We start from the raw sequence: 15211 nt of genomic DNA, 5'->3' as shown, positions 1-15211 counted from the left end.
CAGCCATGTCAAACACAGTACTCGTTCTCAACTCGGGATCGTCGAGCATCAAATTCGGCCTGTTCGATATCTCGGCGGCCGAGCCCACCCTGCTCTGCAAGGGCCTGCTCGACGAGCACGAGACGAAGCCGCGGCTCGTCGTGAAGAGCCCCGCGGGCGAGGACCTGTTCGGGAAACGGAGGGAAGCATCGGATGCGGACAGCGATCATCTGTTCGCCGACGTGCTCGGCTTCATCGAGGATCGTTTCGGCGACCATCGCTTGCGCGCCGTCGGCCATCGTGTCGTCCATGGCGGTCCGGACTATTCCGCTCCGGTCGAGCTGACGGACGATGTCACCGCAAAGCTGGAAGCGCTGACGCCGCTGGCGCCGCTGCACCAGCAGCGCTGCCTGGCGCCGGTCCGCACCATCACGGCGATAAGGCCCGACCTGACGCAGATCGCCTGCTTCGACACCGCTTTCCACCACGGCATTGCGCCGCCCGCCAGCCGCTTCGCCATTCCGAGAGGTTATGAAGAGCGCGGCGTCCGGCGCTACGGATTTCATGGCCTCTCGTTCGAATATGTCGCGGGACGGCTCGCCCGAATCGCACCACAGCTCGTGGCGAAGCGCACTGTGATCGCGCATCTCGGCAACGGCGCGAGCCTGTGCGGCGTGCGCGACGGCCGCAGCATCGACACCACGATGGGACTGACGCCGCTCGACGGACTGGTGATGGGCACGCGCTGCGGCAGGATCGACCCGGGCGTACTGCTCTATCTGCAACAGCACGAGAAGATGTCGGTCGAAGACGTCCAGCACCTGCTCTATCACGAATCGGGCCTGCTCGGCGTCTCCCGCATCGCTTCGGATATGCGCACGCTGCTTGCGAGCAGCGAAGCTGCGGCACGGGAGGCGGTCGAGCTCTTCACCTTCCGCGCCGCGCAGGAAGTGGCGGCGATGGCGACAACGCTTGCCGGGCTGGACTGCCTGGTCTTCACCGGCGGCATCGGCGAACACGCCGGGGAAATCCGCGGCGCGATCGGTGAGCGTCTCGACTGGCTCGGTGTGCGCATCGATGCCGCTGCGAATGAGGCGGCGCGCGAGCGTATCAACGATGGCGACAGCGCAGTCGATGTCTTCGTCATTCCAACGAATGAGGAACTGATGATCGCACGACATTGTGCGGCGGTGCTGCGGGCCGTCAGTTCGTGATCAACGGCGTACGGTCGGCGTTGCTTCCCTTCTCCCCTTGCGGGAGAAGGTGGCGCGAAGCGCCGGATGAGGGGTTCTTTCGTCGCTGATGTATGCATGTGAGTATGCGGAGACATACCCCTCACGCCTGTGAGTTTGTGTCTCCTTGCGGTGCTGCCCTCTCCCGAAAGGGGCGAGGGCGCAGTCACGAGCATCTCGCTCGCGGGGTAAATTGATCCAGCGGCCCGCGCGTTCTAATGCGTCCCCGACCAAATCTGGAAACACCCGATCGCGACCTCGATCACGATCAGCACCACCACGGCGATTTCGAGGCGGAGCGAGCGCTGGGTATCGATGATGTCGGTAAGTGCGTTGGCGGTCGCGGACACGGCGGCGAGCTTGCGCTCGAGCGTGTCCAGGCGCTCCTTCAGTTCGTACTCGTCTTCAAGGCGGGCATAGAGCCGGTCGAGTTCGGGTTTCTCCCAGAGCACGTCGGGTTTCTCGGCCACCGCAACACGGCCGGCGACGCGCTGCTGGACGAGAAGCGCATTGCCGATCAATTGCAAGATGCCCTTGCGCCGGGGCGGCGTGCGGCCCTGCTCGGCGAGCTTGCGCGCAAATGGCTCGATCACGTCGAAGACGGCGGCGACGCGGCGCTCGTCACGTGCGAGCGAAGTGCTCTTGGCAAGCGCGTCCGCGATCAGCAGCAGCCGGTCGTCGGAGAATTTGGCGAGACAGATCGGGCCACCCGGCTGGATAGCCTCGGCGCTTTCGTCCTTGCAGAGTTGCGCATGCGCGATCTCCTCCTCGTAGGGGCTGAACTCGCCGATCACGCGGGGCTTCAGGCTGTCGATCAGCACTTTCTCCTCCGAAGGGAGGAGACCGATCAGCACCACGACGCCGTAGCGGAAGATGACCGCAAGGCCGGCATGGACGCGGAAGGCGGCCGGCATCGAGGAGACTGTCGCGCCAATTTCGAGTCCGGAGGGATTGATGCGTTCACCCAGCATCACGGCGCGGATCCGCAAGGTCGGCGCGCCGTCCGGCCTGGGAGATGTTGCCGGCGAGTTAACAGCAAGTTGATCGGCGTTCATTCAAAGCCTCGTCAGCAGCACCATTGCACGGTTTTTCCCGTTCTCCCGCTATCGCATCCTCCTCTTGCAGGATTTACGAACGGCCGGCGCGCCTCGCAATGTTGCGGTTCGTCTCCGGACTAATACGGACAGGACAGGCTTGGGGCGACACATTCGGCAATATCGCCGCCCCGTACGGGACACATTTGGATGCGACAGCTGCAGCGGTTTACCATCGTATACCCGAAGCGCGGCCGGAAAGTTGCTCGGCAGCGCCACATGTTTTATGACGCCCTCATAATGAGCTACGCTTCTCCCGAAGTGTGGACACTGAAGCCTCAATCATGCTGAGCGTCATCATTCCGACCGAAGGCGTCGAGCAGACGGCGGTCGCCACTCTGGCCGCGCTGGTACCCGGTGCCGCCGCAGGCATCATCCGGGAAGTGCTCCTGGTCGACGGCACCCGCAATGGCGTCATCGAGCGCGTTGCCGACGTCGCGGGCTGCCGTTTCATCGGCTTCGAAGGATCCACGCAAGGCGCCGCGCTCGCCGCCGGCGCACTCCAGGCCCGTTCGTCCTGGCTGATGTTCCTCCCTGCGGGCGCTGTGCTGGAAACCGGCTGGATCGAGGAAACCACCCAGTTCATCCAGTCCGTCTCGACCAGCGGCCGGGATCGTGCGGCCGTCTTCCGCTATGCCCGCTCGCCCTACGCCGATGCCGGCTTCCGCGATATTCTCTGGGCCCTGATGCGCAAGCTCGTCGGTCCCTTCGGCGATCAGGGACTTTTGATCGCGCGTGATCACTACGACCGCATCGGCGGCTACGCGCCCCAAGCCCGCCGCTCCGAGGCGCGGCTGCTGCGGCGGCTCGGCCGCTCGTCGCGGATCATGCTGCGCAGTCGGATCGTCATGGTCGGCTAACACTCTCGATACTTGCCAAAGTCAAATAATTGTTTGACAATGGCAAGTATCAAGGTGACCCATGTCATTTAACGGTACCGACGACCACATCGCAGCGGTCCGCGCCTTCAACCGCTTTTACACCCGCAAACTTGGCGTGCTCGACCAGCACCTTGGAAAGAGCCCGTTCTCGCTCAGCGAGGCCCGCGTGCTCTACGAGCTCGCACAACGGGACGACCTTGCCGCCAAGGAGATCGGCAACGAGCTTGGCCTCGACCCCGGCTATCTCAGCCGCATAGTCCAAAGCTTCGACGAAAAGGGCCTGATCACCCGCAGGCCCCTGCCCGCGGATCGCAGGCAATACCAGCTCAGCCTCACCGCCAAGGGTCGCCAGACCTTTGCCAAGCTGAACCTGAGCTCGCAAAATGAGGTCGCCGCAATGCTGGCTCAGCTTTCGGCCAGCGATGCAACGCGGCTCACGCAGGCTATGGCGACCATCGAGGCCGTGCTGGAGCGTCGAAGCCAGCCCGCGGCTTTCATGCTGCGCAGCCATCGCGTCGGCGACATGGGCTGGGTCATCTCACGGCAGGCCGCCGCCTATGCGGCCGACTACAACTGGGATATCAGCTACGAGGCCCTGGTCGCCGAGATCTGCGCACAGTTCATCAAGAACTATGACGTCGCCCGCGAGCACTGCTGGATTGCGGAAGTGGGCGGCGAGCCGGCCGGCTCGATCTTTCTGGTCAAGGCTACGGACGAGATTGCCAAGCTGCGCCTGTTGCAGGTGGAAAAGAAAGCGCGGGGACTCGGTGTCGGCCGCGCGCTGGTCCAGCAATGTATCCAGGGTGCGCGCGAGAGGGGCTACAGCAAGATGACGCTGTGGACGCAAAGCATCTTGGTCGCCGCGCGTGGCATCTATCAAAGTGCAGGCTTCAAGCTCGTGAAGGAAGAGAAGCACCACAGCTTCGGTGTCGATCTGATCGGCGAGACCTGGGAGCGGGATCTCTGACTATTTCGCAACGAGCGAGATGCGCATGAATGCGCCCTCGCCCCTTGCGGGAGAGGGCAGCGACGCTGGTAGACACAAGCCCACTTGGGTGAGGGGTTTGCTTCGGCACATTCCGTGCCGATAGATACCCCTCATCCGGCGCCATAGCCGAAGCTTCGCTTCGGCGTTCTTTAAGAACGGCGGCCCAAGGCGGCCTATGCCACCTTCCCCCACAAGGGGGGGAAGGGAAGAATGGCGCGCCAACGCGGACCCCTACACCGTCGCGCCCTGGGCCTTCGGCCGACGCAGATGCTCGTCCAGCCGCGGCATGATCTCGACGAAATTGCAGGGACGCGTGCGGTAATCGAGCTGGGCTTTGAGGATGCCGTCCCAGCCGTCGCGGCAGGCACCGGGCGAACCTGGGAGGCAGAAGATGTAGGTTGCGCCCGCGACGCCGGCCGTGGCGCGGCTCTGGATCGTCGACGTGCCGATCTTGGCGTGGCTCAGCATGTGGAATGCGATCGAGAAACCGTCCATGCGCTTCTCGAACAAGGGCTCGATCGCCTCCGGCGTGACGTCGCGCCCGGTGAAGCCGGTGCCGCCGGTGGTGATGACGACGTCGACGCCTGCGTCCGCAATCCAGCGGCGGATGACGGTGCGGATCGCCTCGACGTCGTCGGTGACGATCTCGCGCGCGGCGAGATGATGGCCGGCCGCGGTGAGACGGTCGGCCAAGGTCTGGCCGGATTTGTCATCCGCGAGCACGCGCGTGTCGGACACGGTGAGCACTGCGATGTTGAGCGGGACGAATTGTTTTGTTTCGTCGATGGAGGTCATTGTACTTCCTCTCGTGTCCCGGACGCGATGCAGCGCGTCAGCGGTGCGTCGCAGAGCCGGGACCCATGCTCGTGAAATCTCAGAGGCGCCGGCGTTATGGGCCCCGGCTCAGCAGCGCAGCATTACATGCTGCGCTGCGTCCGGGGCACGAAACCGTCAGCCTACTGTCCGCCACCAAACGTGTTGCAGGCCTGGACGGTGCCCTGCTGGTAGCCGGTCATGAACCACTGTTTGCGTTGCGCCGCCGAGCCGTGGGTGAAGGAATCGGGCACGACGCGGCCTGTGGACTGGCGCTGCAGCGTGTCGTCGCCGATCGCGCTCGCCGTGGTGAGTGCGGCGTCGATGTCGCCCGGCTCCAGGAAGTTCGGCCGCTTCTTCGCCTCGCGATTGACCCAGACACCGGACAGGCAGTCGGCCTGCAATTCGACCTTCACCTGGAGCGCATTCGACTCCGCCTTGCTGCCGGCCTGCTGCTGCAGGCGCGTCACGCGTGGAATGATGCCGAGCAGGTTCTGGATGTGATGGCCGGCCTCATGGGCGATGATGTAGGCGGTGGTGAAGTTACAAGCGGACTTGCCGGAGCAGCCGCGAAAACGCGTCTCGACCTCGCGGAAGAAACCGGTGTCGAGGAAGATGGTCTTGTCCGGCGGGCAATAGAACGGTCCCATCGCCGACTCGGCCCGGCCGCAACGCCCGCCATTGGTGACGTTGCGGAACAGCACGACCTTCGGACCGGTAAAGGACTGGCCCGAGGCCTGGAAGATCTCGCTCCAGCGATCGTCGATCTCGCCGAGGATGCCGGAGATCATGCTGCCCATCTCGTCGGTCGGCGCGCCGCGCTTGGCGTTGGACGACGACTGGCGATCGGTCTGGTAGGACGGCGCCTGGCCGCCGCCGGTGAGGATCTCGGCGCCGCCGATCAGGATGCGCGGATCGATGCCGAAGGCGTAGCCGACCAAGCCGAGCACGATGATGGTGCCGATCCCGAGCCCGCCGCCGCCCATGGGGAGGCCGAACCCGCCTCCTCCACCGCCCCCGCCACCATCGTCGCGACGATCCTCGATGTCGTCGCTGCGGCGGAAATCATCGTAGCGCATGGCGGCTTCCCTCGGTCCTGGCTGGCATCAATTGGGCGCAAAGGCGGCAAAGCTCAACGCACCATGCACGTAAAATTTCCATTGCGTTAATCAATATCCCGCTCGGCAATTATTGCCTAGTGCGACAGCATGGCAATGCCAGCAATTTTTTCCGGGCATCGAGCAATTTTTTCCGAGAGAAATTTCGAGTCTTTTTGCGCTCCGATCACAGCCGCGACGCGAAGAAACGCGAAATACACTGCAAAACACGGCGAATACGCGGAGCGAACCGCGTGCGAGGCGCGATGCGAGGGCTGCTTACGAAAGCGGCGGGTTAAGTCGATTTTTACTTTGCCGCTTCAATGTAACGGTCAGTCGGTTGTTTGGTCCCGCGTCGCCGACAGCGTCGCCTGAGTCAGAGTTCTTGAGTCATGGTAGAGTCGCGTCGCGGGGCGTCTGCAAGGGCGCCCCGCACAAATTTTGAGTCTCCTTCGCACAGCATCGTCCTCGGCGATTGCGTCGCAGAGATGTCGAAGCTTCAGGCTGGTTCGGTGGACCTGGTGTTCGCCGATCCGCCCTACAATCTTCAGCTCAAGGGCGATCTCAAGCGCCCCGACGAATCCCATGTCGATGCGGTCGACGACGACTGGGACAAGTTCGATTCGTTCTCCGCCTATGACGATTTCACCCGCGCCTGGCTGCTCGCCGCCCGCCGCGCGATGAAGCCGTCGGCGACGATCTGGGTGATCGGCTCCTATCACAACATCTTCCGCGTCGGCGCGATCATGCAGGATCTCGGCTTCTGGCTCCTGAACGACATCGTCTGGCGCAAGACCAACCCGATGCCGAATTTCCGCGGCCGCCGTTTCACCAACGCACACGAAACCATGATCTGGGCCGCGCGCGACGAGAAGGCCAAGGGCTACACTTTCAACTACGAGGCGCTGAAGGCCGCCAACGAGGACGTGCAGGCACGGTCCGACTGGCTGATCCCGCTCTGCACCGGCGAGGAGCGCCTCAAGGGCGCCGATGGCAAGAAAGTGCACCCGACGCAGAAGCCGGAAGGCCTGCTCGCACGCGTGCTGCTGTCGTCCTCCAAACCCGGCGACCTCGTGATCGATCCCTTCAACGGCACCGGTACCACCGGCGCGGTCGCCAAGCGCCTCGGCCGCTCCTATATCGGCTTCGAGCGTGACAAGACCTATGCGAAAGCGGCACAAGCGCGCATCGCCGCGGTCGAGCCGTTGCCGGAGGCAAGCCTCGCCCCGTTCATGACGGCGCGCGAAGCGCCGCGGGTTGCGTTCTCGGAATTGATCGAGCGTGGCATGATCATGCCCGGCACCAAGCTGTTCGACGCCAAGAAGAAGCTCGGCGCGCTGGTCCGCGCCGACGGCGCCATCATGTTCGGCGACAAGGTCGGCTCCATTCACCGCATGGGCGCGGTGGCGCAAGGCGCGCAAGCCTGCAACGGATGGACCTTCTGGCACATCGAGACCAAGAAGGGTCTCAAGCTGATCGACGAGCTCCGCGCCGAGATCCGCGCCGGCATGGCGGCGGGGTAGCCTTCCCGTCATGTTGTAGGGTGGGCAAAGTGAAGCGTGCCCACCATTCTCGCCGCGATGTTTGGTGGGCACGGCGCTTTGCGCCTTTGCCCACCCTACGGCGTCTTGAATGACGCGACGGCCGGGACTAGATTGACTGTCTACGCCCCGTCTTGATCGGTCGAGCCATGCGACGACAGTCCGAGACATTGCTGCTGGTGCCGCTGCTTCCGATCTTTCTGGTCGGCATGTTTCCGATGTTCCTGATTGCGCTGCTGGGATTTTTCGGCCTCGCCTTGTTCGGCGTGCTCGTGGTCTGTGTCGGGCTCGCCAGCAGCAACGAGGCCCATGACAGTTTCAATCACGACGTCATCGTTCACGGCTATGCGCGCGGATCGGAGCGCAAGGCGCGGGCCTCCGACATGCATATCGCCACGCGGATCGGGCTGCGCCTCGAGGCTGTGGGCGCGGCCATGGTCATTACGGCGGCGATCGGCCTTTGTTACGCCGGCTGATCTGCGTCGCGCGCAGATACCGCCCGGCAAACTCGCCGGTTGCCCTCCCCAACAAGGTTCAGGCAAGACAAGGCGGCTTGCGGACATGTTGCTGCCTCCACTCTCGGCCAACAAACACAGGGGAGATGCCCGATGCTCAAATTCTATTTTAACGGTTCGCCGAACCCGACCAAGGTCGCGCTTTATCTCGAAGAGGCCGGCCTGCCCTTCGAGCCGGTGAAGATCGACACCCGCAAGGGCGAGCAGTTCACGCCGGACTATCTGAAGATCAATCCGAACGGCAAGGTGCCGGCGATCGATGACAACGGCACCATCGTGTTCGATTCCAACGCCATTCTGCTCTATCTGGCCGAGAAGACCGGCAAATTCCTGCCCGCCGCCAATGTTCGCGGTGAGATGCTGTCATGGCTGATGTTCGTCGCCACCGGCGTCGGGCCGTATTCGGGCCAGGCCGTGCACTTCAAGCATTTTGCGCCGAAAGACCAGAACCACGACTACGCGCATAACCGCTACCAGTTCGAGACCGATCGCCATTACAAGATTCTCGACGGTCACCTCAAAGGTCGCCGCTACATGGTCGGCGACAGCTATTCGATCGTCGACATGGCGCTGTGGGGTTGGGCACGGATGGTGCCATTCAAGCTTGGCGACGACGCCTTCGCGCGATATCCGGACGTGAAGCGGCTGGTGGACGAGATCTCGGCCCGGCCCGCGGCGACGCGCGCGATCGCGCTGAAGGACAAGTTCACGTTCAAGGCGGAGATGGACGACGAGGCCCGCAGCAACATGTTCAAGCACATGACGACGAAAGTCGCCTGATCGCACCACGTCACAATGCGAGGCCACGCGCATGCGCGTGGCCTTTTGCTTTTCATGCTCAGGCGGCGTGGACCGAGTTCAGGAAGTTGGCGACTTCCTGCTTCAAGCGGTTGCTGTCGGCCGACAGCGAGCGTGCCGCCGAAAGCACCTGCGAAGAGGCCGAGCCGGTCTCGGAAGCGCCGCGCTGCACGTCGCCGATGTTGGACGACACAAGCTGCGTGCCCTGGGCCGCCTGCTGGACGTTGCGGGAGATCTCCTGCGTCGCCGCACCCTGCTCCTCCACGGCGGCGGCAACCGTCGACGAGATCTCCGACAGCCGCTCGATGGTGCCGCTGATTTCCCTGATCGAGCCGACCGACTCCTCCGTCGCGGCCTGGATGCCCGAGACCTGCTGCGCGATCTCACCGGTGGCCCTCGCGGTCTGCTCCGCGAGCGCCTTGACCTCCGAGGCGACCACGGCAAAGCCGCGGCCGGCTTCACCCGCGCGCGCCGCCTCGATGGTAGCATTCAGCGCCAGAAGGTTGGTCTGGCCGGCGATGGTGCTGATCAGCTCGACCACGTCGCCGATGCGGGCTGCAGCCTTGGAGAGCTCGCTGACGCGCGCGTTGGTCTTGCTCACCTGACCGACGGCTTCGCCCGCGATGCGCGCGGATTCCTGCACCTGGCGCGCGATCTCCGTCACCGAGGAGGACAATTCCTCGGTCGCGGAGGCGACCGCCTGCACATTGGCCGAGGCTTCCTGGGAGGCGGATTGCACTTCGGTGGAGAGATCCTGCGCGCGCCTTGCGGTCGCGGTCAGGGTGCCGGCCGAGCCCTCGAGCTCCTGCGATGCCGAGGATACGGTATCGACGATCTCGCCCACCGCCTGCTCGAACTGACTGGCGAGCCGGGCCATGTCGGCCTTGCGGCCCTCGGCCTGCCGAGCCTCGGTTGCGGTCTGCTCATGGCGCAGCCTTTCGGTCTCGATCATGTTGGTCTTGAAGACGTCGATCGCCTTGGCCATATCGCCGATCTCGTCGGCCTTGCCGCGCGAGGGGATCTCGACGGCGAGATTGCCCCCGGCAAGCAGCCCCATTGCGCGCGTCATCGAGGTCAGCGGCCCCACGATGCTGCGGGCGGTCAGGAAGGCGACGATCAGTCCGAACAGGACGGCGAGGCCGCCCGCGATCTCCTGTAGCGAGGTCGTGCCGTCGATCACGGCATCGGCCGCCATGCGCGAATCGTTGTAATCCGCCTTCAAGGTGGTTTCCGTGACCTTGAGCTTGGCGATGCTCGCGGAGATGAGCGGTGCGAGATCCTTGTGGTAGATCTCGTCGGACCGCAGCATCGCGGCGGAGGTCGTTTCGAACGCGGCTTTGTAGATACCGAGCGCGGTCTTCACAGGCGTCAGAGACGACCGAAGGTCCGCCGCCTGCGGGCTCCTTTCGACGGCTGCCAGCCGCTGTACCGCCCTGTCGACATTGGTTCTGAAGGCGGTGGGGCCGTTGGTGTCGCGCAGAGCGAGGAAGCGCCAGTTCGCGATTCGAACCAGCAGGACCCGGGATTCGAGGTCCGCGACGAGTGACACGGTGTCGTCGTCGGCGGCGGCGCGGGCCACATCCACCAGCTTGGCCATCTTGACGGTCAGCTCTTCGCCACTCGGCAACAGCGTCGCCTTGCCGGTCCGCGCCTCGTTGACGGCGTCGCCGAGACTGTCACGCAGGCTTTTCATTTTGGCGATGTCGCCGATCAGATCGTTGTAGAGCTTCCGCCGCTCCTCCGAGAGGGTGCCCTTTGCTCCGAGCTGCAACAGCGCGGTCGCCGCGGTCTCTCGCTCGGCAGCCTCCCGCATCGCAGGTTCGTTGGCATCGTAAATGTAGCGCAGATTGGCCCGCTGGATGGCCTGAAGATGGGTCGATATCTCCAGGATGCGCGCCGTGCTGTCCGACAATTTGGAGAGTTTTGCGACCTGATCCTGGACGGACCGCAAATTCCAGATGGCGACCACCGCCATCACAAGACCAACCGCCACCAAGGCCATGAAACCAGCGTACAGGCGTCCCCTGATCCGCAAACGAAAACTCGGCATTCCCACTGTCCACTCAGAAGCATGTGAATTCGGGCGGACGAACAACTCCGGCGATTTGTCGCGCCACCCCGGCAGCCGCGGGTCGCGTTGTTCGCGAACCACGCTGCACCGCGACACAATGGGCGACACTCGTCAATTGAACCTTCAAATTTTTCGCGCGCGCATGCGCCAGACGGCACAACATCTGCTGATTTTATCGGCAGGTGAGCAAGGTTTTGGCCCGAAGCCCGCAGCGGCATGCATGCCGCTGCAGTCTGTCCGGCCTGTGCGACCGACCGCCCCTCGCCGACCGCGGCGGACGGCACCGGTCGGCGGACGCGACGCCGCTCGATCCGCTCAGCTCGCGGCCGTCTGCGGAAACGGACCGAGGGCCTTCTCGGTCAGCACCGAGTCGCAATATTCGCGGATCTCCTTGATCTTGCCGTCCTCGAGACGAAACACGAGACAATAATCGTTGTCGTAGCGCACCCCCTCGGGCGTGACATTGTCGCCCTTTGCTTCGACGACGACGACATCGCCGTCGGCGATGAAGCGGTGGGCAACCGTCCGCGTCCGGTCGACAAGGCGGGTCCGCACATAGGCGTGCAGATCGTTGAGGATCGCCTGCTTGCCCGAAAAGGTGCGCGACCAGGAGTACTGGCCGGTCACGATCCATTTGGCGTCACCGGCAAGACTTTCGGTGAACAAACCGCGGTCGCGCGCAGCCGGATCGGGGCTGGCGGCGGCTGCAAAGATATCCTGCATCAGTTTCTTGTTGGCGCTCGCGCTCATGGCGGCATCTCCTTCGGTGAGAACACCGAGATCATCGCCGCCGGCTCTAAATTCTTCAAATCGATAGTGGATATGATATCTATTCGCCTCATGAATTTGAATTCGCTCGACCTCAATCTCCTGACCGCGCTCGACGCACTGCTGCGCGAGGCCAGCGTCAGTCGCGCCGCCTTGCGGATCGGGCTGTCGCAGCCGGCGGCCAGTCATGCGCTCCAGCGTCTGCGCGACATCCTTGGCGATCCGCTCCTGGTACGCACAGGCGCGCGGATGGAGCTGACGCCGCGGGCACAAGCCTTGCGCGCGCCGTTGGCGCAGGCACTCGACCAGGTGCGCGGGCTGTTCGTATCGAATGAATTCGATGCGGCGCGCAGCGAGCGGCAATTCCGACTGATGATGCCGGACCTCGCGGTCGAGCTGTTGATGCCGCCCTTGATGGAAAAGGTGACGCAGGCCGCTCCCAACGTCCGGATCGACGTGGTGCCGTGGCGGGGACCGGCGATTTTCCACGCCGAGTTCGCCCGCACCATCGATCTCGTGATCTCGATCGGCAACGCCTTCAAGGGATTTCACCGCCAGCTGCTCTACACCGACAGCGACGCGCTGGCGGTGCGGCGCGGCCACCCCGTCGCCACGGCGCTGAAGCGGCGCGAGACGTTCCTGGCCGCGCGCCATGTCGGAGTAGTTATCCGCGGCCAGCCGGAGGACCTGATCGACACTTGGCTGCGCACCAAGGGCATCGACCGGCACATCGCTCTCGTCGTCCCCGGTTATCTCGAAGCGCTGCATGTCGCCGCCCGCACCGACCTCGTCGCCTTCGTGCCGCGCCGGCTGATCGCGGCGCTGTCCAAGCAGCTCGGCCTCGTCACGGTGACGCCACCACTCGACCCCGGGATCGACGAGCAGTTCATGTTCTACCCGACCCGCGCACAGATGGATCCCGGCTCGATCTGGCTCAGGCGGCTGATGCTGGAGACGGGACGGGAATTGGAGAAGCGGAAGGCTTCGTAGGGTGGGCAAAGCGACTTGTCCGCCGTAGCTCGAAGAGCGAGGGCGGAAGCTTGCCCACTACTTCTGTTGAAGTGATCAGAGATGGTGGGCACGGCACTACGCGCCTTTGCCCACCCTACAAGAGCCCTACGCCTTCTGCGCGTCCATTACCTTCCGCACGGCGGGGCGGTCGGACATGCGCTTGAAATGATCGGCGATCTTCGGCGTCGTGTTGATGTCGACGCTGTCGCCTTCGAGCCAGGTCGACAGGGTGTAAAGATAAGGATCGCAGATCGTGAACTGCTCGCCCATCACCCAGGGTCCCTTGTACATCTTCTGCTCGATCAGGGCGAAGCAGGCGCCCATGGTCTTTGGGATCATCTGCTTCATGTCGGCGAACGAGCTTTCTTCGCTCGCCCAGCGCGCGCCGCGCATCTTGTGCGCATGGTTGATGTGCACGGTCGAGCAGAGATAGGAGTTGAAGGACTGCACCTGGGCGAAGTCGAAGGGATCGTCGAGCGGCGCGAGCTTGGCCTTGGGGAAGGTCTGCGCGAGATAGGCCAGCATCGCGGGCGTCTCGGTCAGGACGCCACGATCGGTCACCAGCGCGGGCACGCGGCCTTTCGGGTTGATCGCGAGGTACTCCGCGCTGTTTTGCTGGTTGGTCTTGAAGCTCAGCCGCTCGGCGGCGTAGTCGGCGCCGGCTTCTTCCAGGGTGATGTAGGTGGCGAGCGCGCAGGTGCCGGTGGCGTAGTAGAGCTTGAGCATGTCGGACCTCATGGGAAAGCCGGAAGTTAACGGCTGCCGGCCCCTAGGTCCATAGCACGGCGTTCTCAGTGTGCCCTTGCTCTTCGCAGTTGCCCACCGGCGCCCGGCTGTGCCAAGACGCCTCTAGTTGGAGGGGCTTTCCCATGACCGTACTCATCGCCGGTGGCGGCATCGGCGGCCTGACGCTTGCGCTCAGCCTGCACGGAATCGGCATTCCCGTGAAAGTGTTCGAGAGCGTCGCCGAGCTGCGGCCGCTCGGTGTCGGCATCAACGTGCTGCCGCATGCGGTGCGCGAGCTGATCGAGCTCGGGCTGATGGACAAGCTCGATGCCAGCGGCGTGCGCACCCGCGAGCTCGCCTATTTCTCCAAGCACGGCAAGCCGATCTGGAGCGAGCCGCGCGGACTGGAGGCCGGCTACAAATGGCCGCAATTCTCGATCCATCGCGGCACGCTCCAGCAGCTCCTGCTCGACACCGCTATCGAGCGGCTCGGCCGCGACAACATCCTCACCAGCCATCATCTGACCGGCTGGACCGAAACGGCAGACGGCATGCGCGCCGATTTCATCGACAAGGCCACCGGCAAGGCCGCGGGGACTTACGACGGCACGATCCTGATCGCCGCCGACGGCATCCATTCCGCCGCGCGAGAAAAACTCTATCCCGACGAAGGCCCGCCGATCTGGAACGGCCGCATCCTCTGGCGCGGCGTCACGCCTGCAAAAGCCTTCCTCAGCGGCCGCACCATGATCATGGCCGGCCACGAGATCCTGAAATTCGTCTGCTATCCGATCTCGAAGGAACCGGACGCCGCGGGCAACCATCTGATCAACTGGGTTGCCGAGCGCCACATGCCGCCGACCTATCAATGGCGGCGCGAGGACTATAACCGCACCGCACGGCTGGAAGAGTTCTTGCCCTGGTTCGAGAGCTGGCAGTTCGACTGGCTCGACGTGCCCGGCCTCATCAAGAACTGCCCGCACGCCTATGAATATCCGCTGGTCGATCGCGATCCGGTGTCACAATGGACTTTCGGCCGCGTCACGCTGATGGGCGACGCCGCACATCCGATGTACCCGATCGGATCCAACGGCGCCTCGCAGGCGATCCTCGATGCCCGCACCATCACGCGCGAGATCCTGGCGCACGGCCCGACGCAAGCGGCCCTGCTCGCCTATGAGGCCGAGCGAAGGCCTGCAACCACCAGTCTCGTCCTGCTCAACCGCAAGAACGGCCCCGAGCAGGTGATGCAGCTCGTCGAAGAGCGGGCGCCGGATGGTTACAAGGTCGTCACTGACGTGCTGTCGCAACAGGAGCTGGAGGATGTTGCCGCCAACTACAAGCGCGTCGCCGGCTTCCAGGTGGAAGCGCTGAATGCGAAGCCGCCCATCGTGAGCGCGGGTGCGCGCGCGACGAAATGAGTATTCGCGCGAAGCGAGACGCGCGTTGATGCGCCCTCGCCCCTTGTGGGAGAGGGCAGCGATGCCGGTAGACGCGGACTCACTCAGGTGAGGGGTCTGTCTCCGCGAGCGCATCTCTGACAACTTGACCTCGCCGAGAGATACCCCTCATCCGGCGCTTCGCGCCAGCTTCTCCCGCAAGGGGCCTGTTGCGTAATCCGTCAATTGTGATTCTCTAAGGCAAAGCCTTGGAGGAATGACGATGGCGGTGAAGCAGACGGGGCAGCCGAGTTTTAT

General features: G+C 64.0%; 14 protein-coding genes. 8 read left to right on the top strand and 6 right to left on the bottom strand.

Going from position 1 to position 15211, the window contains the following annotated elements:
* Nucleotides 1-5 precede the first annotated feature (5 nt).
* Nucleotides 6-1193: an acetate/propionate family kinase gene (locus tag ABIB90_RS24760; protein WP_354162102.1), complete on the top strand. Its 1188-nt coding sequence runs from the start codon at nucleotides 6-8 to the stop codon at nucleotides 1191-1193.
* Between the two features lie 233 nt (nucleotides 1194-1426).
* Here the strand turns inward: ABIB90_RS24760 and ABIB90_RS24755 are convergent, their stop codons facing one another.
* Nucleotides 1427-2266, bottom strand: coding sequence for an RMD1 family protein (locus ABIB90_RS24755; RefSeq protein ID WP_354162105.1), 840 nt, complete (start codon nucleotides 2264-2266; stop codon nucleotides 1427-1429).
* A gap of 323 nt (nucleotides 2267-2589) precedes the next feature.
* Between ABIB90_RS24755 and ABIB90_RS24750 the strand changes: the two genes are divergently transcribed.
* Together ABIB90_RS24750 and ABIB90_RS24745 are read left to right on the top strand one after the other, a co-directional pair.
* Nucleotides 2590-3165 (top strand): glycosyltransferase family protein, encoded by a 576-nt coding sequence (locus tag ABIB90_RS24750; RefSeq protein WP_007594985.1) that lies wholly within the window; start codon nucleotides 2590-2592, stop codon nucleotides 3163-3165.
* A 61-nt stretch (nucleotides 3166-3226) separates the two neighbouring features.
* Entirely contained in the window at nucleotides 3227-4153 is a 927-nt protein-coding gene (locus tag ABIB90_RS24745; protein WP_354162108.1) for a bifunctional helix-turn-helix transcriptional regulator/GNAT family N-acetyltransferase, read from the top strand.
* 252 nt (nucleotides 4154-4405) lie between these two features.
* Here the strand turns inward: ABIB90_RS24745 and moaB are convergent, their stop codons facing one another.
* Nucleotides 4406-4969: a molybdenum cofactor biosynthesis protein B gene (gene moaB, locus ABIB90_RS24740; protein WP_007594989.1), complete on the bottom strand. Its 564-nt coding sequence runs from the start codon at nucleotides 4967-4969 to the stop codon at nucleotides 4406-4408.
* 161 nt (nucleotides 4970-5130) lie between these two features.
* Nucleotides 5131-6066 (bottom strand): KPN_02809 family neutral zinc metallopeptidase, encoded by a 936-nt coding sequence (gene ypfJ / locus ABIB90_RS24735; RefSeq protein ID WP_007594991.1) that lies wholly within the window; start codon nucleotides 6064-6066, stop codon nucleotides 5131-5133.
* 410 nt (nucleotides 6067-6476) lie between these two features.
* Between ypfJ and ABIB90_RS24730 the strand changes: the two genes are divergently transcribed.
* The 3 genes from ABIB90_RS24730 to ABIB90_RS24720 all read left to right on the top strand — a co-directional run bounded on the left by ABIB90_RS24730 (nucleotide 6477) and on the right by ABIB90_RS24720 (nucleotide 8920).
* A complete protein-coding gene (locus tag ABIB90_RS24730; RefSeq protein WP_007607106.1) occupies nucleotides 6477-7607 on the top strand; it encodes a site-specific DNA-methyltransferase in 1131 nt (376 codons plus the stop codon).
* A 167-nt stretch (nucleotides 7608-7774) separates the two neighbouring features.
* Nucleotides 7775-8101 carry a hypothetical protein gene (locus ABIB90_RS24725; protein ID WP_219684695.1) on the top strand — a complete coding sequence of 109 codons (327 nt, stop codon included), beginning with the start codon at nucleotides 7775-7777 and terminating at the stop codon, nucleotides 8099-8101.
* Between the two features lie 132 nt (nucleotides 8102-8233).
* Nucleotides 8234-8920: a glutathione S-transferase family protein gene (locus ABIB90_RS24720; protein ID WP_354162111.1), complete on the top strand. Its 687-nt coding sequence runs from the start codon at nucleotides 8234-8236 to the stop codon at nucleotides 8918-8920.
* Between the two features lie 58 nt (nucleotides 8921-8978).
* Here the strand turns inward: ABIB90_RS24720 and ABIB90_RS24715 are convergent, their stop codons facing one another.
* Complete coding sequence (locus tag ABIB90_RS24715) at nucleotides 8979-10988, bottom strand: methyl-accepting chemotaxis protein (protein ID WP_354162113.1); 2010 nt, start codon at nucleotides 10986-10988, stop codon at nucleotides 8979-8981.
* Nucleotides 10989-11324: 336 nt separating this feature from the next.
* Nucleotides 11325-11759, bottom strand: coding sequence for a nuclear transport factor 2 family protein (locus ABIB90_RS24710; protein WP_354162116.1), 435 nt, complete (start codon nucleotides 11757-11759; stop codon nucleotides 11325-11327).
* Between the two features lie 90 nt (nucleotides 11760-11849).
* Here ABIB90_RS24710 and ABIB90_RS24705 point away from each other — a divergent pair, with 90 nt between their 5' ends.
* Complete coding sequence (locus ABIB90_RS24705; RefSeq protein WP_354162119.1) at nucleotides 11850-12767, top strand: LysR family transcriptional regulator; 918 nt, start codon at nucleotides 11850-11852, stop codon at nucleotides 12765-12767.
* A 126-nt stretch (nucleotides 12768-12893) separates the two neighbouring features.
* Here ABIB90_RS24705 and ABIB90_RS24700 read toward each other — a convergent pair whose 3' ends face one another.
* Entirely contained in the window at nucleotides 12894-13514 is a 621-nt protein-coding gene (locus ABIB90_RS24700) for a glutathione S-transferase family protein (RefSeq protein WP_354162122.1), read from the bottom strand.
* A 143-nt stretch (nucleotides 13515-13657) separates the two neighbouring features.
* On the opposite strand from ABIB90_RS24700, the gene ABIB90_RS24695 reads away from it, so the two are divergent.
* Complete coding sequence (locus tag ABIB90_RS24695) at nucleotides 13658-14935, top strand: flavin-dependent oxidoreductase (protein WP_354162125.1); 1278 nt, start codon at nucleotides 13658-13660, stop codon at nucleotides 14933-14935.
* Nucleotides 14936-15211 lie beyond the last annotated feature (276 nt).

Source organism: Bradyrhizobium sp. JR4.1 (assembly GCF_040548605.1).
GTDB lineage: Bacteria > Pseudomonadota > Alphaproteobacteria > Rhizobiales > Xanthobacteraceae > Bradyrhizobium > Bradyrhizobium canariense.
Note: the sequence above shows the minus strand (reverse complement) of the source record. Positions and strands in the feature narration are given on the sequence as shown.